Origin of the sequence: Pseudomonas sp. REP124 (assembly GCF_020164475.1) — a bacterium.
Classification (GTDB): domain Bacteria; phylum Pseudomonadota; class Gammaproteobacteria; order Pseudomonadales; family Pseudomonadaceae; genus Aquipseudomonas.
In genome coordinates this window covers 15,435-36,322 of record NZ_JAIQWX010000056.1, presented here as the reverse complement: position 1 = coordinate 36,322, position 20,888 = coordinate 15,435, and the positions used below count along the sequence as shown (strand labels likewise).

Below are 20,888 nucleotides of genomic sequence, written 5' to 3'. Positions count from 1 at the left end.
GGTGATCAGGCGGTCGCCAGCGACGGCTCCTTCGCGACACTCAGGAACCGCAACAGCGCCAGCAACGGAAACGCGCTGCCCACCAGCACGATCCACAACCACCCGCCATGTTCATACACCGCGCTGGCGACCGATGAGCCGAACGCGCCGCCGATGAAGATGCTGGTCATGTACAGCGCATTCAGGCGGCTGCGGCTCTTGGCGTCGAGGGCGTAGACCGCGCGCTGGCCCAGGACCATGTTCATCTGTACGCAGAAATCCAGGACCACGCCAGTTACCGCAAGACCAATGACGCTGTAGGCCGGATGGATGAAGGCCGGCAGGAAACTCAAGCTGGCGAACAGCAGTGCAAGCAACGAAGCGATACGAGTGTGGCCGGCATCGGCCAAGCGCCCTGCGATGGGCGCTGCGACCGCACCAATGGCACCGACCAGGGCGAAAATCGCGATCTGCGATTGCGACAAGCCATGGTTGCGTGCCAGCTCCAGCGGCACGGCGGTCCAGAACAGGCTGAAGGTGGCGAACATGCAGCCCTGGTAGAACGCCCGCTGACGCAGTACCGGTTGCTTGCGCAGCAACGTCCAGAGCGAGCCGAGCAACTGGCCATAGGACGCACTGTGATCAGGCTGGCGCTTGGGAATGGTTACCGCCACCACGATGCTGATCGCCACCATCAACAGCGCCGCGACGATAAACATCGCACGCCAGCCGAAGTGGTCGGCGATCACGCTGGACACCGGTCGCGCCAGCAGAATGCCCAGCAGCAGCCCGCCCATGATCCCGCCGACCACCCGGCCACGGGACTCTTCCGGCGCCAGATGCGCGGCCAGCGGAATCAGGATCTGCACCGACACCGAGCTGAAGCCCACCAGCAGCGAAACCAGCAGGAACACATTCGGCTGATCGGTGAACGCCGCGCCCAGCAGGCTGGCGATCGCCACCAGATTGGTGATCATCATCAGGCGGCGGTTTTCCAGCAGATCACCCAGCGGCACCAGGAAGAACAGGCCCAGGGCATAGCCGATCTGGGTCAGCGAAACGATGAAGCTGGCCAGACTGTTGCTCAGGCCGAGGTCCGGCGCGATCATGCCGATGATCGGCTGCGCGTAATAGAGATTGCCCACGATCGCCCCGCAGCAGAAGGCGAAAAGCAGCACCATGCCTCGGGTCATTGTCACGGTGCCGTGGGGCACCTGGGTCGCTGGATTCATAACGTGTCTCGCTAGGCTTGAGAGAATGCGTGCAGGCTAATGGCCCGACCGGTGCGGCAGAAGAGGGATTGGAGTGATAGCAGTCATTCCGTTGCGGAATGAGTGACGATTGGCCGGTGGGCGTCGCGTCGAAAATTATGGGGCCGATGATACATTCACTTACATCTTGTTCGATAGCGTGCTTATGTTCTCTTTCCGGTTTCGTCACAGGAGGACATGTCCATGAATGCAATGCTCCGTCACATTGTTCACGCTGTTTCGCTGGTCACTCTATTCGCTCTCTTCAGTGCCAATCCTGCCTTGGCCGAGGATGCGCCGGGCTTGCGCATCGGTGTACGAGGCGAGATTACCGGAGTCAGTCCCGACGCTCTGAAAGTCCATGCCAACAGCGGTGAGAACGTTGTGATCAACCTGACCAAGGACACCAAAGTGCGCGCCGTCACCCTGGCCAACATCGAAGACATAAAGCCCGGGAGCTACATCGGTTCTGCTGCCATTCCCCAGGAAGATGGCAGCCTCAAGGCGCTGGAAGTCCATGTCTTTCCGCCGGAGCTGGCGGGCAGCGGCGACGGTCACCGGCCCTTCGATCTGGTCAAGGGCAGCAGCATGACCAACGGCAGCGTCGGCGATCTGGTGGTCAGTAATGGCCGTGTGCTGACCGTAAACTACAAGGGCGGCCAGCAAAAGATTCTGGTGCCAGAGGATGTGCCGATCGTAAACCTGATGCCGGGGGATCGCAGCTTGCTGAAGGTAGGCGTGAAGATCGTCACCTTCGTGACCCAGAGTGCCGACGGTACGCTCACCGCGCAATCGATCTCGGCGGGAAAGGACGGTGTGACGCCACCGATGTAACACCCTCTGCGCAAACCTGACCTGACACCCTCATCTGTAGGAGCGAGGCTTGCCCGCGAAGACTGACCTCCAGGCGACATCGATGTTGGGTCTGATGGCCTATTCGCGGGCAAGCCTCGCTCCTACAGTTCTGGGTGTAAAAAAGGCGACCTCATGAGGCCGCCTTTTCCATTACCGCTCAGGTCTTACTGCGTATAGATCTGATCGAAAACCCCACCATCATTGAAGTGAGTCTTCTGTACGGTGCGCCAGTCACCGAAGGTCTTCTCCACCGACAGGAAATCCACTTTCGGGAAGCGGTCGGTGTGCTTGGCCAGCACCGCAGGATCACGCGGACGCAGGTAGTTGGCAGCAGCAATCTCCTGGCCTTCCGGCGACCACAGGTACTTCAGGTATTCCTCGGCGGCGGCGCGGGTGCCTTTCTTGTCGACCGATTTGTCGACCACCGATACCGGCGGCTCGGCTTCAGCGGAAACGCTTGGGTAAATTACTTCGAACTGGTCGCGACCGAATTCGCGGGCGATCATTTCCGCTTCGTTTTCGAAGGTCACCAGCACGTCGCCGATCTGGTTGGTCATGAAAGTGGTGGTAGCGGCACGGCCACCGGTATCGAGCACCGGCGCCTGCTTGAACAGCTTGCCGACGAATTCCTTGGCTTTGTTCTCGTCGCCGCCGTTTTTCAGCACGTAGCCCCAGGCGGACAGATAGGTGTAGCGGCCGTTACCCGAGGTTTTCGGGTTTGGCACGACCACTTGTACGCCGTCCTTGAGCAGGTCCGGCCAGTCTTTCAACGCTTTCGGGTTGCCCTTGCGGACGATGAATACGGTGGCCGAAGTGAACGGCGCGCTGTTGTTCGGCAGACGGGTGACCCAGTTGTCCGGGACCAGTTTGCCGTTGTCGGCCAGGGCGTTGATGTCGGTGGCCATGTTCATGGTGATCACATCGGCGGGCAGGCCGTCGATCACCGAGCGCGCCTGTTTGCTGGAGCCACCGAACGACATCTGCAGGGTGATGTTCTCGTTGTGCTCGGCCTGCCAGTGTTTCTGGAACGCAGTGTTGTAGTCCTTGTAGAAATCGCGCATCACGTCGTAGGAAACGTTGAGCAGGGTCGGTGCGGCTTGAGCCATGCTGCTCAGGGCCAGGCCAGCGGCCAGGAGTGAAGCGCCAAAGATTTTTTTCACTGCGAATTCCTTGTTCTCTATTTGAAAATTGAGGCAATTTGCCAGCGACTATAGCCGGGCTTGCATAGTCCCTTAAATATTAAAAAGAACTTTGCTTATTCCAATTTCTTGAACAGTGCATTGCCACAACGCGAGCAGAACGCAGCGCCGTGTTCATGGCTGTTTTTGCGGCACACCGGGCAGTCATGTTGCAGTTGTTCACCGCGCAGGGCGTTGGCCAGTTCGGCGGTGAAAATCCCGGTGGGCACGGCGATGATCGAGTAACCGGTGATCATCACCAGCGAGGAAATCACCTGGCCCAGCGGTGTCTTCGGCACGATGTCGCCAAAGCCCACAGTGGTCAATGTCACGATAGCCCAATAGATGCCTTTGGGAATGCTGGTGAAGCCATGTTCCGGGCCTTCGATGACATACATCAGCGTGCCGAACACCGTCACCAGGGTGCAGACGCTGACCAGAAACACCACGATCTTCTGCTTGCTGCCGCGCAGCGCCGACATCAGATAGTTGGCCTGCTTCAGGTACGGGCTGAGCTTGAGCACACGGAAAATCCGCAGCATCCGGATGATCCGGATAATCAGCAGGTACTGGGCGTCGGAATAGTAGAGGGCAATGATGCCGGGGACGATCGCCAGCAAGTCCACCAGCCCGTAAAAGCTGAAGGCGTAACGCAGGGGCTTGGGCGAGCAGTAAAGCCGCAGTATGTACTCGCCGAGGAAGATCACCGTGAAGCCCCACTCGATGTACGCCAGCACGTCGGCGTAATTGCGGTGAACGGTGTCGATACTGTCGAGCATCACGATCACCAGGCTGGCGAGGATGATTAACAGCAAGATGCCGTCGAAGCGCCTGCCAGCCTTGGTGTCGGTCTGGAAAATCATGACGTAAAGCTGTTCACGCCAGTTGTTGCTGCTGTCCATGGATAACGCCTGAAACGAAGATCAGCGCAGCCTAGGTTGATTGTCCCCGTGAGCGCAAGGCGTGTTATCGACAGCGGTTTTGCCGAGCATCTGAATGCCGGCGCGGATCAGCCAGCAGGCGAGGATGAACGGCGCGGTCAGTGTGGCGAGGCCCACGGCGGCGAACAGCGGCGTCAGCAGCAGCGCCAGGACGATGCCGAGCAGCGGCAGCCACGGATGCTGGCGTTGCGCACTGAAGGCGAGCGCGGCCAATACCGCGTTGTAACCGCCCAGACCCAGCAGGGCCGTGCCGGTTTCGTGATGCAGCAGGCTGGAACCCAGGCCGATGGCAGAGGCCAGCAGTGCCCAGCAGAAGGCGCGGCGATCGGCGATCAGCAAACCGGCGGCAATCATCGCCCCGGCCAGCGGATGATCGAGGAACATCACCTGGCCGAAGCCTTTGAGCAACGCGGCAAACAGGTTCGCGGTATCCAGTTCAATCGGGGCGGTGGCGGTCGAAGGCTCAGCAAAGCACAGCAGCAACCAGCTCAGGCCCACGAATGGCGCGGTGTAGGCGGGCACGCATTGGTTGACCCGGGCGCGCTTGAGCCACTGCTGGGTGATGATCGCGCTCAGGCCACCGGCGGCCAGAATCAGCGGCGGCATCATCGCCGACCAGGGGAAGTACAGGCTCAGCAACAGGCCGATCAGCACGCCGTTGTAGCTGAACAGACCGGCCTGGCGATCGGCCTTGGCGTAGTTGCGTCGCTGCGCGGTGAGCAGACCGGCGACGCCACCGAGCAACGCGCCACCGAGCAATGCCGGTGCGGTGAAGAGGATGGCGGATAGGCACAGCAGGCCGCAGAGCGGATGGCGCTGGAGGAATATCTGACTGAAGCCGTTGAGGAACGCCTCGGCCCAGTCGGGGCAGTGGGTGTTGAAGTGATTGGCAGGCATGGCAGTTCAAAAAAAGTCAGTGGACCGAGTTGCCTGCATCGCGAGCAGGCTCGCTCCCACACTGAATCTGCGTTCAGTCTTGATCCTGTGCACGACACAAAACCAATGTGGGAGCGAGCCTGCTCGCGATGAGGCCGGTATGGCGTTCTAGATCAACGTCTCGATACGCAATGAGTTAGTCGACCCCGGCTGCCCAAACGGCACACCCGCCGTGATCAACAAGGTGTCGCCACGCTCGGCCATGCCCTGGGCCTGGGCGATTTCCAGGGCCGTCGAGCAGACTTCATCCACCTGGCGCAGACGATCATTGACCACCGAGTGCACGCCCCAGGCCACGGTCAGGCGGCGAGCGGTCTGCAGGTTCGGCGTGAGGTTGAGGATCGGCACGGTCGGCCGCTCACGCGCGGCGCGCAAACTCGAGGCGCCCGATTCGCTGTAGTTCACCAGCACCGCCACCGGCAGCACGTTGCTGATGCGACGGATCGCGCAGCTGATCGCGTCGGACACCGTGGCTTCGGCTTTCGGTCGGCTGACGTCGAGCTGGGCCTGATAGTCCGGGCCGTTTTCCACCTGGCGGATGATCTTGCTCATCATCTGCACGGCTTCCAGCGGGTACTCGCCGGACGCGGTTTCCGCCGACAGCATCACCGCATCGGCGCCTTCGGCCACGGCGTTGGCCACGTCAGTGACTTCGGCGCGGGTCGGTGCCGGGGAGAAGCGCATCGATTCGAGCATCTGCGTGGCCACCACCACCGGCTTGCCGAGTTGGCGGCAGGTGCTGATGATGTTTTTCTGGATCTGCGGCACACTTTCGGCCGGCACTTCCACGCCCAGATCGCCACGGGCAACCATGATCGCGTCGCTCAGTTCGGCGATTTCCCGCAATTGGGTCACCGCCGATGGCTTCTCGATCTTGGCCATCAGAAACGCCCGGTCGCCGATCAGCGCGCGGGCCTCGCGAATGTCTTCAGGGCGCTGTACGAACGACAGCGCCACCCAGTCCACACCCAGTTCCAGGCCGAAACTCAGGTCGCGGCGATCCTTGGCGGTCAGCGGGCTTAAGTCGAGCACCGCTTGCGGGACGTTCACGCCCTTGCGGTCCGACAGTTCGCCGCCGTTGAGCACCGTGGTGTCGATGGCGTCGTCGTACTTGCTGACCACCCGCAGGCGCAGCTTGCCATCGTCCAGCAGCAGGTCCATGCCCGGCTCCAGAGCGGCGATGATTTCCGGGTGCGGCAGGTTGACCCGGCGCTCATCCCCCGGTGTGGCATCGAGGTCCAGGCGCAGGGCCTGGCCGCGCACCAGTTGCACCTTGCCTTCGGCGAACTTGCCGACCCGCAGTTTCGGGCCTTGCAGGTCCATCAGGATACCCAGCGGATAGTTCAGCTGGCGCTCGACTTCACGAATCCACTGGTAGCGCTTGGCGTGGTCGGCGTGATCGCCGTGGCTGAAGTTCAGGCGGAAGATGTTGACCCCGGCCTGCACCAGTTCGCGGATGTCGTCGATTCCGTCAGTGGCGGGGCCCAGGGTGGCGAGGATTTTTACCTTCTTGTCAGGCGTCATGTTTAGGGCTCTCGAGAATCAGGATGGCGCGGAAGTCGTTGACGTTGGTGCGGGTCGGCTCGGTGACGATCAGCGCGTCCAGCGCCTGGAAGTAGCCGTAGCCATTGTTGTTATCCAGTTCGTCGCTGGCGCTCAGGCCCAGTGCGGCGGCGCGGGCGTAGCTGTCCGGGGTCATGATGGCGCCGGCGTTGTCTTCGGAGCCGTCGATGCCATCGGTGTCACCGGCCAGCGCATAGACGCCGGGCAGGCCCTTGAGGCTATCGGTCAGGCTCAGCAGGAACTCGGCGTTGCGTCCGCCACGGCCGTTGCCGCGCACGGTGACGGTGGTTTCGCCACCGGAGAGGATCACGCAGGGCGCCGCCAGCGGCTGACCGTGCAGCACCACTTGGCGGGCGATGCCGGCGTGGACTTTCGCCACTTCGCGGGATTCGCCTTCCAGATCGCCGAGGATCAGCGGGCTGAACCCGGCCTGGCGGCATTTCACCGCCGCCGCTTCCAGCGACTGCTGCGGACGGGCGATCAACTGGAAGTGACTGCGGGCCAGGCTCGGATCGCCGGGTTTGACGGTTTCCGATTCCGGGCTTTGCAGCCAGGTGCGCACGGAGGCCGGCACTTCGATGTTGTAGCGCTTGAGGATTGCCAGCGCTTCTGCCGAAGTGCTTGGGTCGGCCACGGTAGGACCGGAAGCGATGACCGTGGCGAGGTCGCCTGGTACATCGGAAATCGCGTAGGTATAAACAGTGGCAGGCCAGCAGGCCTTGCCCAGGCGTCCGCCCTTGATCGCCGAGAGGTGCTTGCGCACGCAGTTCATCTCGCCGATGGTGGCGCCGGATTTGAGCAGGGCCTTGTTGATCGACTGCTTGTCGGCCAGGGTGATGCCGGCCGCCGGAAGCGCCAGCAGGGCTGAACCGCCGCCGGACAGCAGGAAGATCACGCGGTCACTTTCGCTCAGGCCGCTGACCAGCTCGAAAACGCGCTTGGCGACGGCTTGACCCGCCGCGTCAGGCACCGGATGCGCGGCCTCGACCACTTCGATTTTTTCGCAAGGGGCGCCGTGACCGTAACGCGTCACCACCAGACCGGACACTTCACCCTGCCAGCAGCGCTCGACCACCTGGGCCATGGCGGCCGCGGCCTTGCCGGCGCCGATGACGATCACTCGACCGGTGCGGTCGGCAGGCAGATGGGCTTCGAGGACTTGCTGCGGATGGGCCGCGTCGATGGCTGTGGCGAACAGCTCGCGCAGGAATTGTTGCGGATCGACCGACATGGCGGGCTCCCGGGAATTCTTGTTATTTGATGGGAAACGCTGATTCCTCTGTAGGAGCGAGGCTTGCCCGCGAACCGGACACCACGGTGTTTCTGCTGCACCGAGGGGTGTTCTTCGCGGGCGAGCCTCGCTCCTACAGGGGATGAGGCTGGGGCAGGGCTTACTTCTTGTCGCGAATCGAGAAGTTGGCCATGTGTTCCAGACCCTTGATCAGCGCCGAGTGGTCCCAGTTGCTGCCACCGATGGCCGCGCAGGTGCTGAACACTTGCTGGGCGTTAGCGGTGTTCGGCAGGTTGATGTTCAGCTCCTTGGCGCCTTGCAGGGCCAGGTTCAGGTCCTTCTGGTGCAGGCTGATGCGGAAGCCTGGATCGAAGGTGCCCTTGATCATGCGGTCGCCGTGTACTTCGAGGATCTTGGAGGACGCGAAACCGCCCATCAGCGCTTCACGCACCTTGGCAGGATCGGCGCCGTTTTTCGAAGCGAACAGCAGGGCTTCGGCCACGGCCTGGATGTTCAGTGCCACGATGATCTGGTTCGCCACTTTCGCGGTCTGACCGTCGCCGTTGCCACCGACCAGGGTGATGTTCTTGCCCATGGCCTGGAACAGCGGCAGGGCGCGTTCGAAGGCATCGGCGTCGCCACCGACCATGATGCTCAGGGTCGCGGCCTTGGCACCGACTTCACCGCCGGACACCGGGGCGTCGAGGTATTGCGCGCCTTTCTCGTTGATTTTCGCGGCGAAGGCCTTGGTGGCGGTCGGCGAGATCGAGCTCATGTCGATCACGACCTTGCCCTTGCCGATACCGGCGGCAACGCCGTCGGCGCGGAACAGTACGTCATCGACCTGCGGGGTATCCGGGACCATGACGATGATGAATTCGGCTTCCTGCGCCACTTCTTTCGGGTTGGCCAGGGCGATGGCGCCAGCGGCGACCAGGTCGGCAGGCGCCGCGTCGTGGTGGGCGGACAGGAACAGGCTGTGACCGGCTTTCTGCAGGTTCGCCGCCATTGGGTGGCCCATGATGCCGGTGCCGATGAATCCGATTTTAGCCATGAGAAAATCCTCTTGTTTTTATTGCTCTGTTCGCAAAATTCTTGGGGTGTCAGCGAGGACGCCTTCGCGGGCAAGCCTCGCTCCTACAGACAACCCGGCCCCTGTGGGAGCGAGGCTTGCCCGCGAAAAACGATCACGCGGTACCTGATCAGATCGCGTTATGGGTCTTCAGCCAGCCCAGACCCGCTTCGGTGGTGGTCAGTGGCTTGTATTCGCAGCCGACCCAACCCTGATAACCGATGCGGTCCAAGTGTTCGAACAGGAAGCGGTAGTTGATTTCACCGGTGCCCGGTTCGTTGCGCCCTGGGTTGTCGGCCAACTGGATATGGTTGATCTCGCCCAGGTGCGCAGCCATGGTGCGGGCCAGGTCGCCCTCCATGATTTGCATGTGATAGATGTCGTATTGCAGGAATAGATTGGCGCTGCCGACCTGCTCGCGAATCGACAGGGCTTGCGCCGTGTTGTTCAGGTAGAAGCCCGGGATGTCGCGGGTGTTGATCGCTTCCATCACCAGCTTGATGCCCGCCGCCTGCAGCTTGTCGGCCGCGTACTTGAGGTTGGCGACGAAGGTTTTTTCCACGGTGGCATCGTCCACGCCCTGTGGACGGATACCGGCCAGGCAGTTGACCTGGGTGTTGCCCAGCACTTGCGCGTAGGCGATCGCCAGATCGACCCCGGCGCGGAACTCTTCGACACGGTCCGGCAGGCAGGCAATGCCGCGCTCGCCCTTGGCCCAGTCGCCGGCCGGCAGGTTGAACAGCACTTGAGTCAGACCGTTGGCATCGAGCGTGGCCTTGATTTCGGCAGAGCTGAAGTCGTAGGGGAACAGGTATTCGACACCACTGAAGCCGGCCTTGGCGGCCGCTTCGAAACGGGCGAGGAAATCCTGCTCGGTGAACAGCATGGACAGGTTGGCTGCGAAACGCGGCATGGTGGTCTCCCGTAAATCTTGTGTAGGCCCCCAAACTGTGGGAGCGAGCCTGCTCGCGATAGCGATGTGTCAATCAACATTGATGTTGAATGTGCCGGCCTCATCGCGAGCAGGCTCGCTCCCACAGTGGGAACAGTGAGCTGTCAGTCGAGCAACGAAATCGCAGTCGGTGCGTCGTTGCCGACCAGCGCCAGGTCTTCGAATTCGTTGACGGCGTTGATCTCGGTGCCCATCGAAATGTTGGTCACGCGCTCCAGAATAACCTCGACGATCACCGGAACCTTGAACTCTTCGATCATCTGCTCGGCCTTGCGCAGGGCCGGGGCGATTTCAGAAGGTTCGAACACGCGCAGTGCCTTGCAGCCCAGGCCTTCGGCGACCGCGATGTGGTCGACGCCATAACCGTTGAGTTCCGGCGCGTTCAGGTTATCGAAGGACAGTTGTACGCAGTAATCCATTTCAAAACCGCGCTGCGCCTGACGGATCAGACCCAGGTACGAGTTGTTCACCACCACGTGGATGTACGGCAGCTTGAACTGCGCGCCTACCGCCAACTCTTCGATCATGAACTGGAAGTCATAGTCGCCCGACAGCGCGACAACCTTGCGGCTCGGATCGGCCTTGACCACGCCCAGCGCTGCCGGAATGGTCCAGCCCAGCGGGCCTGCCTGACCGCAGTTGATCCAGTGACGCGGCTTGTAGACGTGCAGGAACTGCGCGCCGGCAATCTGCGACAGGCCGATGGTGCTGACGTAGCAAGTGTCCTTGCCGAATACCTGGTTCATCTCTTCGTAAACGCGCTGCGGCTTGACCGGCACGTTGTCGAAGTGAGTCTTGCGGTGCAGGCTGGATTTGCGCTGCTGGCAGTCTTGCAGCCAGGCACTGCGGTCCTTCAGCTTGCCAGCGGCTTGCCACTCGCGAGCGACTTCGATGAACACAGTCAGCGCGGCAGCGGCGTCGGAGACGATACCCAGGTCCGGGGTGAACACGCGGCCGATCTGCGTGCCTTCGATGTCGACGTGAATGAACTTGCGGCCTTCGGTGTAAACGTCGACCGAACCGGTGTGACGGTTGGCCCAACGGTTACCGATGCCCAGCACCACGTCGGATTTCAGCATCGTTGCGTTGCCGTAACGGTGCGAAGTCTGCAGACCGACCATGCCGACCATCTGCGGGTGATCGTCTGGAATGGTGCCCCAGCCCATCAGGGTCGGGATCACTGGAATGCCGGTCAGCTCGGCGAATTCAACCAGCAGGTCGCTGGCGTCGGCATTGATGATGCCGCCACCGGCTACCAGCAATGGACGTTCGGCCTGATCCAGCAATGCCAGGGCTTTTTCCACTTGAACGCGGGTAGCGCTTGGTTTGGCCAATGGCAGCGGCTGATAAGCGTCGATATCGAATTCGATTTCCGCCATCTGTACGTCGAACGGCAGGTCGATCAGCACCGGGCCTGGACGGCCGGAGCGCATTTCAAAGAAAGCTTTCTGGAACGCGTAAGGCACCTGGCCCGGCTCCAGAACAGTGGTCGCCCACTTGGTGACTGGCTTGACGATGCTGGTGATGTCGACAGCCTGGAAGTCTTCCTTGTGCATGCGGGCGCGGGGTGCCTGGCCGGTAATGCAAAGGATCGGGATCGAGTCGGCCGAGGCGCTGTAGAGCCCGGTGACCATGTCGGTGCCGGCAGGGCCGGAGGTGCCGATGCACACGCCGATGTTGCCGGCCTTGGTGCGGGTGTAGCCCTCGGCCATGTGCGACGCGCCTTCAACGTGGCGAGCGAGGACGTGATCGATGCCGCCGACCTTCTGCAGGGCGGAGTACAGCGGGTTGATGGCGGCACCAGGGATGCCAAAAGCGGTATCAACCCCTTCACGGCGCATCACCAGAACGGCGGCTTCGATTGCTCTCATTTTGCTCATGGTTTTGTGCCTCTTTACGTTTTGTAATTGTATACAAGTGGCTTTGCGCCGAGTGTATTCACGGCAAGCGGCGCAGGTCAATTTATTTTCTCAAGCAACCGTTTCATTCGTCGGAAGCCCTTTCTACTGTGGCTTTTCGTCGCATGTGGCGCTTTTCGAGAATTATTGTATACAAAAAAATAACTCATTGTGTTCTATTTGTTGCATCGGGCTGCGGCAGAAAAGCGCAGCCCAACGACTTTCCGAAAAACAAAATGAGGACGGCACCATGAGCGCTTTAACCTTGAAAGTCGCAGTCAAACTGGTCGACGAGGCCATCAACGCGGGACGGGCGATATCCGCCGCACCCCTGACCATCGCGGTACTGGACGCCGGCGGGCATCTGGTCACCCTGCAACGCGAAGACGGCGCCAGCCTGCTGCGCCCGCAAGTCGCCATCGGCAAGGCCTGGGGCGCCATCGCCCTGGGCAAGGGCTCCCGCCTGCTGGCCCTGGACGCCCAACAACGCCCAGCCTTCATCGCGGCATTGAATAGTCTTGGCCAAGGCAGCGTCGTCCCGGCCCCGGGCGGCGTACTGATCCGTGATCAGGCCGGCATTGTGCTGGGGGCGGTGGGGATCAGCGGGGATCTGTCGGATGTGGATGAGCAGTGTGCGATCACTGCGATCGAGGCGGTGGGGTTGAGGGCGGATGCTGGGGTGGTGGCTTGATTTGAGTTGTAGAGTCTGACCTGACGTCATCGCGGGCAAGCCCGCTCCCACAAGGTTCAGGGGTGTACATATGATTTGTGTACACCATCGACCACTGTGGGAGCGGGCTTGCCCGCGATTGCTATTAACCAGACACATCCAGCTAAAGGTCTGAATGACCTTCAAGCATTTCCAGAACTAGCCTTCTCTGACTTTCATCATGAGGGGCAATGGAATGCCTGATCTACCTGCTTCACATCGCTTGCGAACGGGCCGCTATGCTGAGCCCTATCGAATCTACTTACTGACTTCCAATACGATTAATCGAGAGCCCATTTTTGATGATTTCAGATTGGGCAGATTGGTTGTGCATCAATTTCGCCATGCTCAGAACCTGGGGTTAGCAAAATCGCTGGCTTGGGTCGTCATGCCAGATCACTTTCACTGGTTGGTCGAATTGGAGAATTGTTCGCTCAGCAATCTGATGCGAAAAACCAAATCATTGATTACCCGAGATGTAAATCTGTCCAGCAATAGAGTCGGGCCGCTTTGGCAGCAGGGCTATCACGACCGGGCACTGAGGCGAGAAGAAGATCTGGTGAAGATGGCGCGGTATGTTGTTGCTAACCCGTTGCGGGCAGGGCTGGTAAAGCAGCTTGGCGACTATCCACTGTGGGATGCGATCTGGCTTTAAAGCTGAAATTGAGTTGCCCCAATCGCGGGCAAGCCCGCTCCCACAGGGATTGATGGTGAGTTTGAATCCTGTGAACACCCTCGATCTTTGTGGGAGCGGGCTTGCCCGCGATGGGGTCAATGAGGTCTTCAGTCCGGCTCACACCCTTTGAGCACCAACCGCGTAATTGTCTGCGCCGCCGCCTCATAATCCGCCTCATCCAGCCTTTCCTTGCCGGTGATAGCCGTGATCTGCCAGTCGAAGTCGGCGTAGGTCTGGGTCGCGGCCCAGATGCTGAACATCAGGTGGTTGGGGTCGATGGGGGCGATCTGGCCGCGGTCGATCCAGGTCTGGATGCAGTCGATGTTGTGCTTGGCCTGGCTGTTGAGCTGTTCGACCAGGTCGGTGCTCAGGTGCGGTGCGCCGTGCATGATTTCGCTGGCGAACACCTTTGAGGCAAACGGCAGGTCGCGGGAGATGCGGATTTTCGAGCGGATGTAGCCGCTCAGCACTTCGCTGGGCACCCCGTCAGGATTGAACGGCGTGGAGGCCTGTAGAATCGGCTCGATGATGCTTTCCAGGACCTCACGATAGAGGTTTTCCTTGGATTTGAAGTAGTAGTAGACGTTCGGCTTGGGCAATCCCGCCTTGGCTGCGATGTCGCTGGTTTTGGTCGCAGCGAAGCCCTTGTCGGCGAATTCTTCACTGGCGGCACGCAGGATCAGTTGTTTGTTGCGCTCGCGGATAGTGCTCATAAACCAGGTGGTTCCTTGCCTGTACTGGCGGTGGCGCATGGTAGCACCGGCCTTCGGCGGCGCTCAACAATGCTCCGTGCGGCGCACGAGCGCGCTATGCTGCACGGCATTCATTAAAGAAGGAAACCCGATTCATGGCAGGAAGCAGTTTGCTGGTGCTGATCGACGACATCGCGGCAGTACTCGACGACGTCGCCTTGATGACCAAGATGGCCGCCAAGAAGACCGCCGGCGTATTGGGCGATGATCTGGCGCTTAATGCCCAACAGGTCAGCGGTGTGCGCGCCGAACGGGAAATTCCCGTGGTCTGGGCAGTGGCCAAGGGTTCGTTCATCAACAAGCTGATCCTGGTGCCGTCGGCACTGGCCATCAGCGCTTTCGTGCCGTGGCTGGTCACGCCCTTGCTGATGCTCGGCGGCGCTTATCTGTGCTTCGAAGGGTTCGAGAAACTGGCCCACTCGTTTCTGCACAGCAAGGCCGAAGATCAAGCCGAACATGCCGATCTGGTCGAAGCCGTGGCGGACCCGGCGGTGGATCTGGTGGCTTTTGAGAAGGACAAGATCAAGGGCGCGATCCGTACTGACTTCATTCTTTCGGCGGAAATCATCGCCATCACCCTGGGCACGGTGGCGGGCGCGTCGCTGACCCAGCAAGTGATCGTGCTGTCCGGTATCGCCATCGTCATGACCATCGGCGTTTATGGTTTGGTGGCGGGCATCGTCAAGCTCGATGACCTGGGTCTGTGGCTGACACAAAAGCCCGGGCAGATGGCCAAGAGCATCGGCAACGGGATTCTGCGCGCGGCGCCGTACATGATGAAAAGCCTGTCGGTGATCGGCACGGCGGCGATGTTCCTGGTGGGCGGCGGGATCCTGACCCATGGCGTGCCGGTGGTGCATCACTGGATCGAGAGTGTCAGCGCAGGGGCCGGTGGTGCCGAGTTTATCGTGCCGACGCTACTGAATGCGGTGGCCGGGATTGTGGCGGGGGCGGTGGTGCTTGTGGCGGTGACGGTGGTCGGCAAGATCTGGAAAGCACTGAAAGGCTGAAGGCTGCAACCAATCAAAACTGTGGGAGCGGGCTTGCTTGCGAAAGCGGTGTGTCAGACATGCAAATGGTGACTGACGCAACGCTTTCGCGAGCAAGCCCGCTCCCACATTGTTTTAGGGCGGCCGTAATTACTCGGCAATCTGCAACTTGCGCGACTCGGTGTACACGTACCGCACCTTCTCGTACTCGAACGGCGAGTTCAGCTGGCCATAGCGGAAGCTGGTCTGATAGCGCTTGTCGATGCCGCGCAGAATCCACACTTCCGGATGGTTGGAGCTGACTTCGGCCACGTTCAGGAAATTGATCGCGTTCTCGGCGCTGAAGTCCACCACCAGACCGGTGGTATCACGCAGGTTCGACGGACCGAATAGTGGCAGCACGAAGTACGCACCGGCAGGTACGCCATAGAAGCCCAGGGTCTGACCGAAGTCCTCGTTCTGGCGCGGCAGGCCCATCGCGGTGGCCGGATCCCACAGGCCGGCGATGCCGATGGTGGTGTTGAGCAGCAGGCGCCCGGTGATCTCCATCGAACGCTGGCCCTTGAACTGCAACAGACTGTTGAGCAGGTTCGGCACATCGCCCAGGTTGTTGAAGAAGTTGCTGACGCCGGTGCGCACGAAGCTCGGGGTGACGTAACGGTAGCCGTCGACCACCGGCAGGAATACCCATTGGTCGAAACGGTAATTGAAGTGGTAAACGCGGCGGTTCCACGATTCCAGTGGGTCATAAACGTTCAGTGCACTCAACGTCGAGCGCTCGAACTCGCGCTGATCCAGCCCCGGGTTGAATTTCAGTTTGTTCAACGGCTCCTTGAAGCCATCGCTGTCGACCACCACCGGGGCGTTGGCTTTGCTGTTGTCGGCATTGGCAGCGGTTGCGCAGAGTAACGCGGCGATAAGCAGGAGGTATTTAGCCACGGAAGAACTCCAGCATGGCGTCGCTGTTGACGCGGTAGTTAAGGTTGCCGCAGTGGCCGCCCAGCGGGTAAACGGTCAGGCGATCGCCGAAGGTCCGGCGCAGGAAACCGAGATCGCCAGGGCCGAGGATCACGTCGTCGGCGTTGTGCATGACGGCAATTTTCGGGCTCTTGCGCAGGTAATCCTCCAGCGCATACATGCTCACCTGGTCGATCAGTTGCAGCAGGCTGCCGCCGTCGGTGCGGGCACGCCACATCGGGATCACCTGTTCGGTGATGTAGCAATCGAAGTCGCACTGCAGCGCGCGCTTGAGGTAAGGGGTCAGGCTGGTGCCTTCGGTGATCTTGGTTTTCGGTGGCGTGATCAGGCCGCGACGGTTGATCAGGTCCGAGGTGAAGGCGATGTCGGCGGCGGAGAAGCGGAACGAGGTGCCGATCAGCATCGCCATCTGTTCGTTGGTCAGGTGTTGTTTGGACTGCTGGAAGTCATAGAGCAGGGCGTCGTTGAGATCGATGTAGCCCTTCTGCTGGAAGTAGCGGGTCAGCTTGTTCAGCACCAGTTCATAGAAGGTGGTGGTGTTGGTGATGCCCTTCACCTCGGTCTGTACCAGCTTGTCGAGGTTGGTGATCGAGGTATAGAGGTTGACCGGAGGGTTGAGCAGCAGGACTTTCTTGAAGTTGAAACTGCGGCGGGTTTCGTCCAGATGTGCGACGAACGCCGCATCCAGGGCGCCCAGGCTGTAGCCGGTCAGGTAGTACTCGGTGACCGGCAGTTTCGGGTTCTGCGCCCGTACCGCCTGCATCACCCGGTACATGTCCTCGGCGTCATCCTTGGTGATGCCTGGCGTGGCGAAGCGCGACGCGGCACTGATGAAGTCGAAGCTGGTGGGCGAGGACAGCTGCACCACGTGGTAGCCGGCCTTGTAGTAAAGCTTTTTCAGGTATTCGTTCAGGCTGCTGTCGTAACGCGCGCCGGTGCCGGCGATCAGGAAGATCAGCGGTGCGGGCTTGTCCTGAGTGGCGATGCGATAGGTGAGTTTCTTGACCGCCCAGAAGTTGTCCGGCAGTTCGAACTGACGCTCGGGGCGCAACGTCATGGTGCGATCCGATTGGTCGATGTCGTCGTCGGTCGGCAGTTCCGGGCGCAAGTCCGGCGGCGTCGTGGCGATGGTCGCTTCAAACGGGTTGGTCAGGGGGTAGCCATAACCGGCGGGGTCGACGTCGACCGCCAGTGCGGACGCACTCAGGATAAGGCCGCCAAACAGGGCGGCGAAGCGCAAGGAACGGAGCATGACTGAATCCCTTAGAAAGGTGCCGTATGAAGTTCGCAGGCTATGACCACTGGATTTGCGCCAAAGTGCCACGCATCGGCACCAAACAGGCTTAATTCGAGGTAATAGTAGCTGGACGATACACTTTGCAGCGATTGAATGACCAGTTAACAGTTGTTAGTGCTTGCTTAAGGCCGTCCGGCGATTAAGCTGGCCGCCGTTTTTGCCTATTGGAGCGTTTCATGTCCCGCCGATTGCCCGTGGTTCTGCTGCTCGTTTTGCTGCCGTTATGGCTGGCCGCCAGTTACGGCGCGCGTTATGGCTTTATGGAAGATGCGCAGTGGGTGGGCATCTGCGTCGATGAGGCGAGCCGCTGGGAATGCCAGGTTCGTTCGAATCTGGGGCTGATGATTCACTTCAAGGTATTGGGCTGGGGTGCGCTGGCGGCTGCGGTGATCGGCTTTGTGTTGCCGGGGCGGGCAGGGTGGTGGCTGGCATTGATCGCGCTGGTTTTCGGGTTCCCGGCATTGGCGTTGTACAACACGACGTTGGCGGTGTTTGCGGTGGTGGTTGCGGGGTTGCGGTTGGTTCGGGCGTCTCGCAGCGTTTGATAAATAGATATCGCGAGCAGGCTCGCTCCCACAGTAGATTTTTATCGATCACAAAATTTGTGTACGACAACGATCATTGTGGGAGCGAGCCTGCTCGCGATTTTTTCTACCTGGTGGAAGCTTAAGCCTTGCGAACCCGCAAACACCGCCACAAAGCCGCCGCCATCAACACGCTCACCAGCGCCCATCCCCAGGCCTGCTGGTTCTGCAACCCTTCACGGAACAGCTGCGGTGCAATGCTGGCGCCGATGATGAAGGTCAGCAGAGCGATTTCCCGGCGCGGAACACTCACCGGGCGACACAGATAAACCAGTGCCGGGACAATGAACGCCACGCTCGGAAAGCTGCGATAGCGCGGATCGAACACCAGTTCCAGCATCGAGACCGCCGCGGCAAACCCGATCACGGCTACCAGCCAGCCCGAACGACGTTCGAGCATATCGAAGACCTGTCCCCGCCAACCGTTGCGAGGACTCAATGTCAGCGCTGCGTGTGCCAGAACAAGCAGATTCAATGCCGTCAGCAATCCAACCCACAACCACTCACTGGTAAATCGAGTGGTCACCCGCGCCAGATCACCCCAGGCTCCCAGCGAGCAAGCCGCCACGGCGCCCAGCAGCGGCAGTACCAGAGCAGCTCGGGTATCTCGCACGCGACCGCCCAGAATCAGCGTGCCGAGGAAAATCAATCCGCCGATCACCAGCCATTGCGACCAGTACGGCACGTTGGTGACGGGGCCTGCCAGCACGCCCTTGTCCTGGCGGTCGGCATCGAACAGTCCCCAATACCCGCCAACTGCGCCTTCGCTGGCGCGTTTCCATGGCTGGTCGAAGGCTTCGATCAGGTTGTAGCGCCAGCCTTGCTCTTCGGCCATGGCGACAAAACCGCGAATGAACTTGGCTTCGTTGACCCGACTAGGCAAGGCGGTTTCACGCTGGCGGCCTTCGCTTGGCCAGCCGGTCTCGCCAATCATCACGTCCTTGGGCGCGAACTTGTTGCCGAACACCTGGCGCACTTGCGCCACATGTTGCAGGGCGGCATCGATGTTCGACGGATCGTCTTCCCAATACGGCAGCAAGTGAATGGTCAGGAAATCCACCGCCGGGGCGATTTCCGGGTGCTTGAGCCAGAACTCCCAGACATCGGCGTAGGTGACGGGCTGCTTGACCTGGCTTTTCACCTTGTTGATCAGCCGCGCCAGTTGCGCGCCGGTGACTTCCTTGCGCAGCAGGGTTTCGTTGCCGACGATCACCGCGGTCACTACGTCAGGGTTGGCGTTGGCCGAGGCGATCAGCAGGTCGACTTCCTTTTCGGTGTCCACCGGGTTGCTGTTGACCCAGGCACCGATCATCAGCTTCAACCCGTGCTTGCGTGCGAGATCCGGCAGGGCATCCAGACCGGTCATGGAATAGGTGCGGATGCACTCGAAACTTTTTGCCAGCAGCGCCAGATCCGCGTCCATGCGCTCGGGGCGCAAATTGAACGGCACATCGAACGGCGATTGGTCTTTGTCGAAAGGGGTGTAGGAGGCGCATTGCAACTTGTGCGTGGCGCTGGCGACGTCCGGCAGGATCACCGGTTTACCCAGACCGTACCAGAAACCGCAGAGAGCAAAGAGCCCCAGCAGGCAGGCAAAAATGTAGGCGGAAAAAGGAAAGCGTGAGGGTGCGGTCATGGTCAGGCCGTCAGGGAGCAAAGCGGCGCATGTTACCTGTATTTGCCCCGTGCTTGGGCCCCTGCATGATTTTGACATGCAAAGTTCGGGCGTATTGCCCGAAGCATTTTTATGGCGCGTAGTTAATGGCGTTCTGATGTCGTTTCTCGGTGTCTTGAGGTCGCTGACAGAGCAGGTCGCGATGTCTGTCAGGTTGATTATCGAAACCGTCAGTACTCCGCTGATGATCGAAAGAGTTTGCGGTGGGCGTGATGGAGGCGCTGTGCACCATAACAATATGTTGAAGCGGCTCGGCATCCGCCGGGCGCAGCACTTTCGGGGAAGTAAACGATGAAGATGCGACGACTTTTAGGCGCAGGTGCCGCTCTGGTGCTTGCGATGGGCTCGACATTCGCCAACGCAGAAAAACAGACCCTGAGCATCGGTTACGTTGACGGCTGGTCCGACAGCGTCGCGACGACTCATGTGGCAGCTGAAGTGATCAAGCAGAAACTCGGTTATGACGTGAAGCTGCAAGCGGTCGCCACCGGGATCATGTGGCAGGGCGTGGCGACCGGCAAGCTGGACGCCATGCTCTCGGCCTGGCTTCCGGTGACTCACGGTGACTATTGGGCGAAGAACAAGGACCAGGTCGTCGACTACGGTCCGAACTTCAAGGACGCGAAGATTGGCCTGATCGTGCCGGAGTACGTCAAGGCTAAATCCCTTGAAGATCTGAAGACCGACGACAGCTTCAAGAAACGTATCGTCGGCATCGACGCCGGTTCAGGCGTAATGATCAAGACCGAGCAGGCAATCAAGGATTACGACCTGACCGGCTACCAACTCAAGGCCAGTTCCGGCGCCGGCATGATCGCCGAGCTGACCCGTGCCGAGAAGAAAAACGAATCCATCGCCGTGACCGGTTGGGTACCGCACTGGATGTTCGCCAAGTGGAAACTGCGCTTCCTCGACGACCCGAAAGGTGTGTACGGCGCGGCTGAAACCGTGAACAGCATCGGCAGCAAGGAACTGGCAACCAAGGCGCCGGAAGTGGCCAAGTTCCTGAAGAACTTCCAGTGGGCTTCGAAGGATGAAATCGGCGAAGTCATGCTGGCAATCCAGGAAGGCGCCAAGCCTGATGCGGCTGCGAAAGACTGGGTAGCCAAGCACCCGGAGCGCGTAGCTGACTGGACCAAGTAAGGGTTTGATTTAAGCAGGCACGATGTTCCCTGTGGGAGCGGGCTTGCTCGCGAAGGCGGTGTGTCAGATACCCAAGTGGTGGCTGACACGACGCCTTCGCGAGCAAGCCCGCTCCCACATTCATTTCAGCGTGCTTGAATTTGGCGATTCTGTCATGGCGTTCTAAGACTAAGGTCGTCTGGAACCCGGCTCGCAGCCGCATAGAGTGGATACCGTTCCAACAATAATCT

20 protein-coding genes are annotated in these 20,888 nt (G+C 60.4%); 7 read left to right on the top strand and 13 right to left on the bottom strand.

Going from position 1 to position 20,888, the window contains the following annotated elements; all coding sequences use genetic code 11:
- Positions 1 to 5: 5 nt before the first annotated feature.
- Positions 6 to 1,211 (bottom strand): MFS transporter, encoded by a 1,206-nt coding sequence (locus tag K9857_RS15505; RefSeq protein ID WP_224537173.1) that lies wholly within the window; start codon positions 1,209 to 1,211, stop codon positions 6 to 8.
- A gap of 222 nt (positions 1,212 to 1,433) precedes the next feature.
- Between K9857_RS15505 and K9857_RS15500 the strand changes: the two genes are divergently transcribed.
- On the top strand, positions 1,434 to 2,063 hold the full coding sequence (locus K9857_RS15500; RefSeq protein WP_224537171.1) for a hypothetical protein: 630 nt from the start codon (positions 1,434 to 1,436) through the stop codon (positions 2,061 to 2,063).
- Between the two features lie 185 nt (positions 2,064 to 2,248).
- Here K9857_RS15500 and K9857_RS15495 read toward each other — a convergent pair whose 3' ends face one another.
- The 8 genes from K9857_RS15495 to gcl form a co-directional block, all read right to left on the bottom strand.
- Positions 2,249 to 3,244: a sulfate ABC transporter substrate-binding protein gene (locus K9857_RS15495; RefSeq protein ID WP_224537170.1), complete on the bottom strand. Its 996-nt coding sequence runs from the start codon at positions 3,242 to 3,244 to the stop codon at positions 2,249 to 2,251.
- Positions 3,245 to 3,339: 95 nt separating this feature from the next.
- Complete coding sequence (locus K9857_RS15490; protein WP_224537168.1) at positions 3,340 to 4,164, bottom strand: ion transporter; 825 nt, start codon at positions 4,162 to 4,164, stop codon at positions 3,340 to 3,342.
- Positions 4,165 to 4,185: 21 nt separating this feature from the next.
- Positions 4,186 to 5,100 (bottom strand): urea transporter, encoded by a 915-nt coding sequence (locus K9857_RS15485; protein WP_224537166.1) that lies wholly within the window; start codon positions 5,098 to 5,100, stop codon positions 4,186 to 4,188.
- A 147-nt stretch (positions 5,101 to 5,247) separates the two neighbouring features.
- A complete protein-coding gene (gene pyk / locus K9857_RS15480; protein ID WP_224537164.1) occupies positions 5,248 to 6,663 on the bottom strand; it encodes a pyruvate kinase in 1,416 nt (471 codons plus the stop codon).
- The gene (locus K9857_RS15475) at positions 6,653 to 7,933 is read right to left on the bottom strand and encodes a glycerate kinase (protein WP_224537162.1); all 1,281 of its coding nucleotides are present in this window, start codon (positions 7,931 to 7,933) and stop codon (positions 6,653 to 6,655) included. The genes pyk and K9857_RS15475 overlap by 11 nt, the downstream gene beginning before the upstream one ends.
- A gap of 160 nt (positions 7,934 to 8,093) precedes the next feature.
- Complete coding sequence (locus K9857_RS15470; protein ID WP_224537161.1) at positions 8,094 to 8,987, bottom strand: 2-hydroxy-3-oxopropionate reductase; 894 nt, start codon at positions 8,985 to 8,987, stop codon at positions 8,094 to 8,096.
- A gap of 148 nt (positions 8,988 to 9,135) precedes the next feature.
- Positions 9,136 to 9,918: a hydroxypyruvate isomerase gene (gene hyi / locus K9857_RS15465; protein ID WP_224537159.1), complete on the bottom strand. Its 783-nt coding sequence runs from the start codon at positions 9,916 to 9,918 to the stop codon at positions 9,136 to 9,138.
- A gap of 143 nt (positions 9,919 to 10,061) precedes the next feature.
- The gene (gene gcl / locus K9857_RS15460) at positions 10,062 to 11,837 is read right to left on the bottom strand and encodes a glyoxylate carboligase (RefSeq protein WP_224537157.1); all 1,776 of its coding nucleotides are present in this window, start codon (positions 11,835 to 11,837) and stop codon (positions 10,062 to 10,064) included.
- Positions 11,838 to 12,105: 268 nt separating this feature from the next.
- On the opposite strand from gcl, the gene K9857_RS15455 reads away from it, so the two are divergent.
- Positions 12,106 to 12,546: a GlcG/HbpS family heme-binding protein gene (locus K9857_RS15455; protein ID WP_224537155.1), complete on the top strand. Its 441-nt coding sequence runs from the start codon at positions 12,106 to 12,108 to the stop codon at positions 12,544 to 12,546.
- 214 nt (positions 12,547 to 12,760) lie between these two features.
- On the top strand, positions 12,761 to 13,219 hold the full coding sequence (locus K9857_RS15450) for an REP-associated tyrosine transposase (protein ID WP_224537154.1): 459 nt from the start codon (positions 12,761 to 12,763) through the stop codon (positions 13,217 to 13,219).
- Between the two features lie 128 nt (positions 13,220 to 13,347).
- Here K9857_RS15450 and K9857_RS15445 read toward each other — a convergent pair whose 3' ends face one another.
- Entirely contained in the window at positions 13,348 to 13,953 is a 606-nt protein-coding gene (locus tag K9857_RS15445) for a TetR/AcrR family transcriptional regulator (protein WP_175376903.1), read from the bottom strand.
- Between the two features lie 134 nt (positions 13,954 to 14,087).
- On the opposite strand from K9857_RS15445, the gene K9857_RS15440 reads away from it, so the two are divergent.
- A complete protein-coding gene (locus tag K9857_RS15440) occupies positions 14,088 to 15,002 on the top strand; it encodes a DUF808 domain-containing protein (protein ID WP_224537152.1) in 915 nt (304 codons plus the stop codon).
- A 129-nt stretch (positions 15,003 to 15,131) separates the two neighbouring features.
- On the opposite strand, the gene K9857_RS15435 is transcribed toward K9857_RS15440, so the two are convergent.
- Entirely contained in the window at positions 15,132 to 15,920 is a 789-nt protein-coding gene (locus tag K9857_RS15435) for a VacJ family lipoprotein (protein ID WP_224537150.1), read from the bottom strand.
- Positions 15,913 to 17,211: a serine/threonine protein kinase gene (locus K9857_RS15430; protein ID WP_224537148.1), complete on the bottom strand. Its 1,299-nt coding sequence runs from the start codon at positions 17,209 to 17,211 to the stop codon at positions 15,913 to 15,915. The genes K9857_RS15435 and K9857_RS15430 overlap by 8 nt, the downstream gene beginning before the upstream one ends.
- 221 nt (positions 17,212 to 17,432) lie before the next feature.
- Between K9857_RS15430 and K9857_RS15425 the strand changes: the two genes are divergently transcribed.
- Positions 17,433 to 17,801: a hypothetical protein gene (locus K9857_RS15425; RefSeq protein ID WP_224537146.1), complete on the top strand. Its 369-nt coding sequence runs from the start codon at positions 17,433 to 17,435 to the stop codon at positions 17,799 to 17,801.
- A 121-nt stretch (positions 17,802 to 17,922) separates the two neighbouring features.
- Here the strand turns inward: K9857_RS15425 and K9857_RS15420 are convergent, their stop codons facing one another.
- On the bottom strand, positions 17,923 to 19,518 hold the full coding sequence (locus K9857_RS15420) for a beta (1-6) glucans synthase (RefSeq protein ID WP_224537175.1): 1,596 nt from the start codon (positions 19,516 to 19,518) through the stop codon (positions 17,923 to 17,925).
- A 34-nt stretch (positions 19,519 to 19,552) separates the two neighbouring features.
- On the opposite strand from K9857_RS15420, the gene K9857_RS15415 reads away from it, so the two are divergent.
- Positions 19,553 to 19,810 carry a hypothetical protein gene (locus K9857_RS15415; protein WP_224537145.1) on the top strand — a complete coding sequence of 86 codons (258 nt, stop codon included), beginning with the start codon at positions 19,553 to 19,555 and terminating at the stop codon, positions 19,808 to 19,810.
- Positions 19,807 to 20,658 carry a glycine betaine ABC transporter substrate-binding protein gene (locus tag K9857_RS15410; RefSeq protein WP_224537143.1) on the top strand — a complete coding sequence of 284 codons (852 nt, stop codon included), beginning with the start codon at positions 19,807 to 19,809 and terminating at the stop codon, positions 20,656 to 20,658. The genes K9857_RS15415 and K9857_RS15410 overlap by 4 nt, the downstream gene beginning before the upstream one ends.
- Positions 20,659 to 20,888 lie beyond the last annotated feature (230 nt).

Bases quoted from the DNA above. Each gene is read 5' to 3' on its own strand.
- gcl (WP_224537157.1), bottom strand. From the start codon at position 11,837: ATGAGCAAAATGAGAGCAATCGAAGCCGCCGTTCTGGTGATGCGCCGT.
- K9857_RS15410 (WP_224537143.1), top strand. From the start codon at position 19,807: ATGAAGATGCGACGACTTTTAGGCGCAGGTGCCGCTCTGGTGCTTGCG.
- K9857_RS15470 (WP_224537161.1), bottom strand. From the start codon at position 8,987: ATGGCTAAAATCGGATTCATCGGCACCGGCATCATGGGCCACCCAATG.
- K9857_RS15450 (WP_224537154.1), top strand. From the start codon at position 12,761: ATGCCTGATCTACCTGCTTCACATCGCTTGCGAACGGGCCGCTATGCT.
- K9857_RS15505 (WP_224537173.1), bottom strand. From the start codon at position 1,211: ATGAATCCAGCGACCCAGGTGCCCCACGGCACCGTGACAATGACCCGA.
- K9857_RS15475 (WP_224537162.1), bottom strand. From the start codon at position 7,933: ATGTCGGTCGATCCGCAACAATTCCTGCGCGAGCTGTTCGCCACAGCC.
- hyi (WP_224537159.1), bottom strand. From the start codon at position 9,918: ATGCCGCGTTTCGCAGCCAACCTGTCCATGCTGTTCACCGAGCAGGAT.
- pyk (WP_224537164.1), bottom strand. From the start codon at position 6,663: ATGACGCCTGACAAGAAGGTAAAAATCCTCGCCACCCTGGGCCCCGCC.
- K9857_RS15490 (WP_224537168.1), bottom strand. From the start codon at position 4,164: ATGGACAGCAGCAACAACTGGCGTGAACAGCTTTACGTCATGATTTTC.
- K9857_RS15455 (WP_224537155.1), top strand. From the start codon at position 12,106: ATGAGCGCTTTAACCTTGAAAGTCGCAGTCAAACTGGTCGACGAGGCC.
- K9857_RS15445 (WP_175376903.1), bottom strand. From the start codon at position 13,953: ATGAGCACTATCCGCGAGCGCAACAAACAACTGATCCTGCGTGCCGCC.
- K9857_RS15500 (WP_224537171.1), top strand. From the start codon at position 1,434: ATGAATGCAATGCTCCGTCACATTGTTCACGCTGTTTCGCTGGTCACT.
- K9857_RS15440 (WP_224537152.1), top strand. From the start codon at position 14,088: ATGGCAGGAAGCAGTTTGCTGGTGCTGATCGACGACATCGCGGCAGTA.
- K9857_RS15425 (WP_224537146.1), top strand. From the start codon at position 17,433: ATGTCCCGCCGATTGCCCGTGGTTCTGCTGCTCGTTTTGCTGCCGTTA.
- K9857_RS15415 (WP_224537145.1), top strand. From the start codon at position 19,553: ATGCAAAGTTCGGGCGTATTGCCCGAAGCATTTTTATGGCGCGTAGTT.
- K9857_RS15430 (WP_224537148.1), bottom strand. From the start codon at position 17,211: ATGCTCCGTTCCTTGCGCTTCGCCGCCCTGTTTGGCGGCCTTATCCTG.
- K9857_RS15485 (WP_224537166.1), bottom strand. From the start codon at position 5,100: ATGCCTGCCAATCACTTCAACACCCACTGCCCCGACTGGGCCGAGGCG.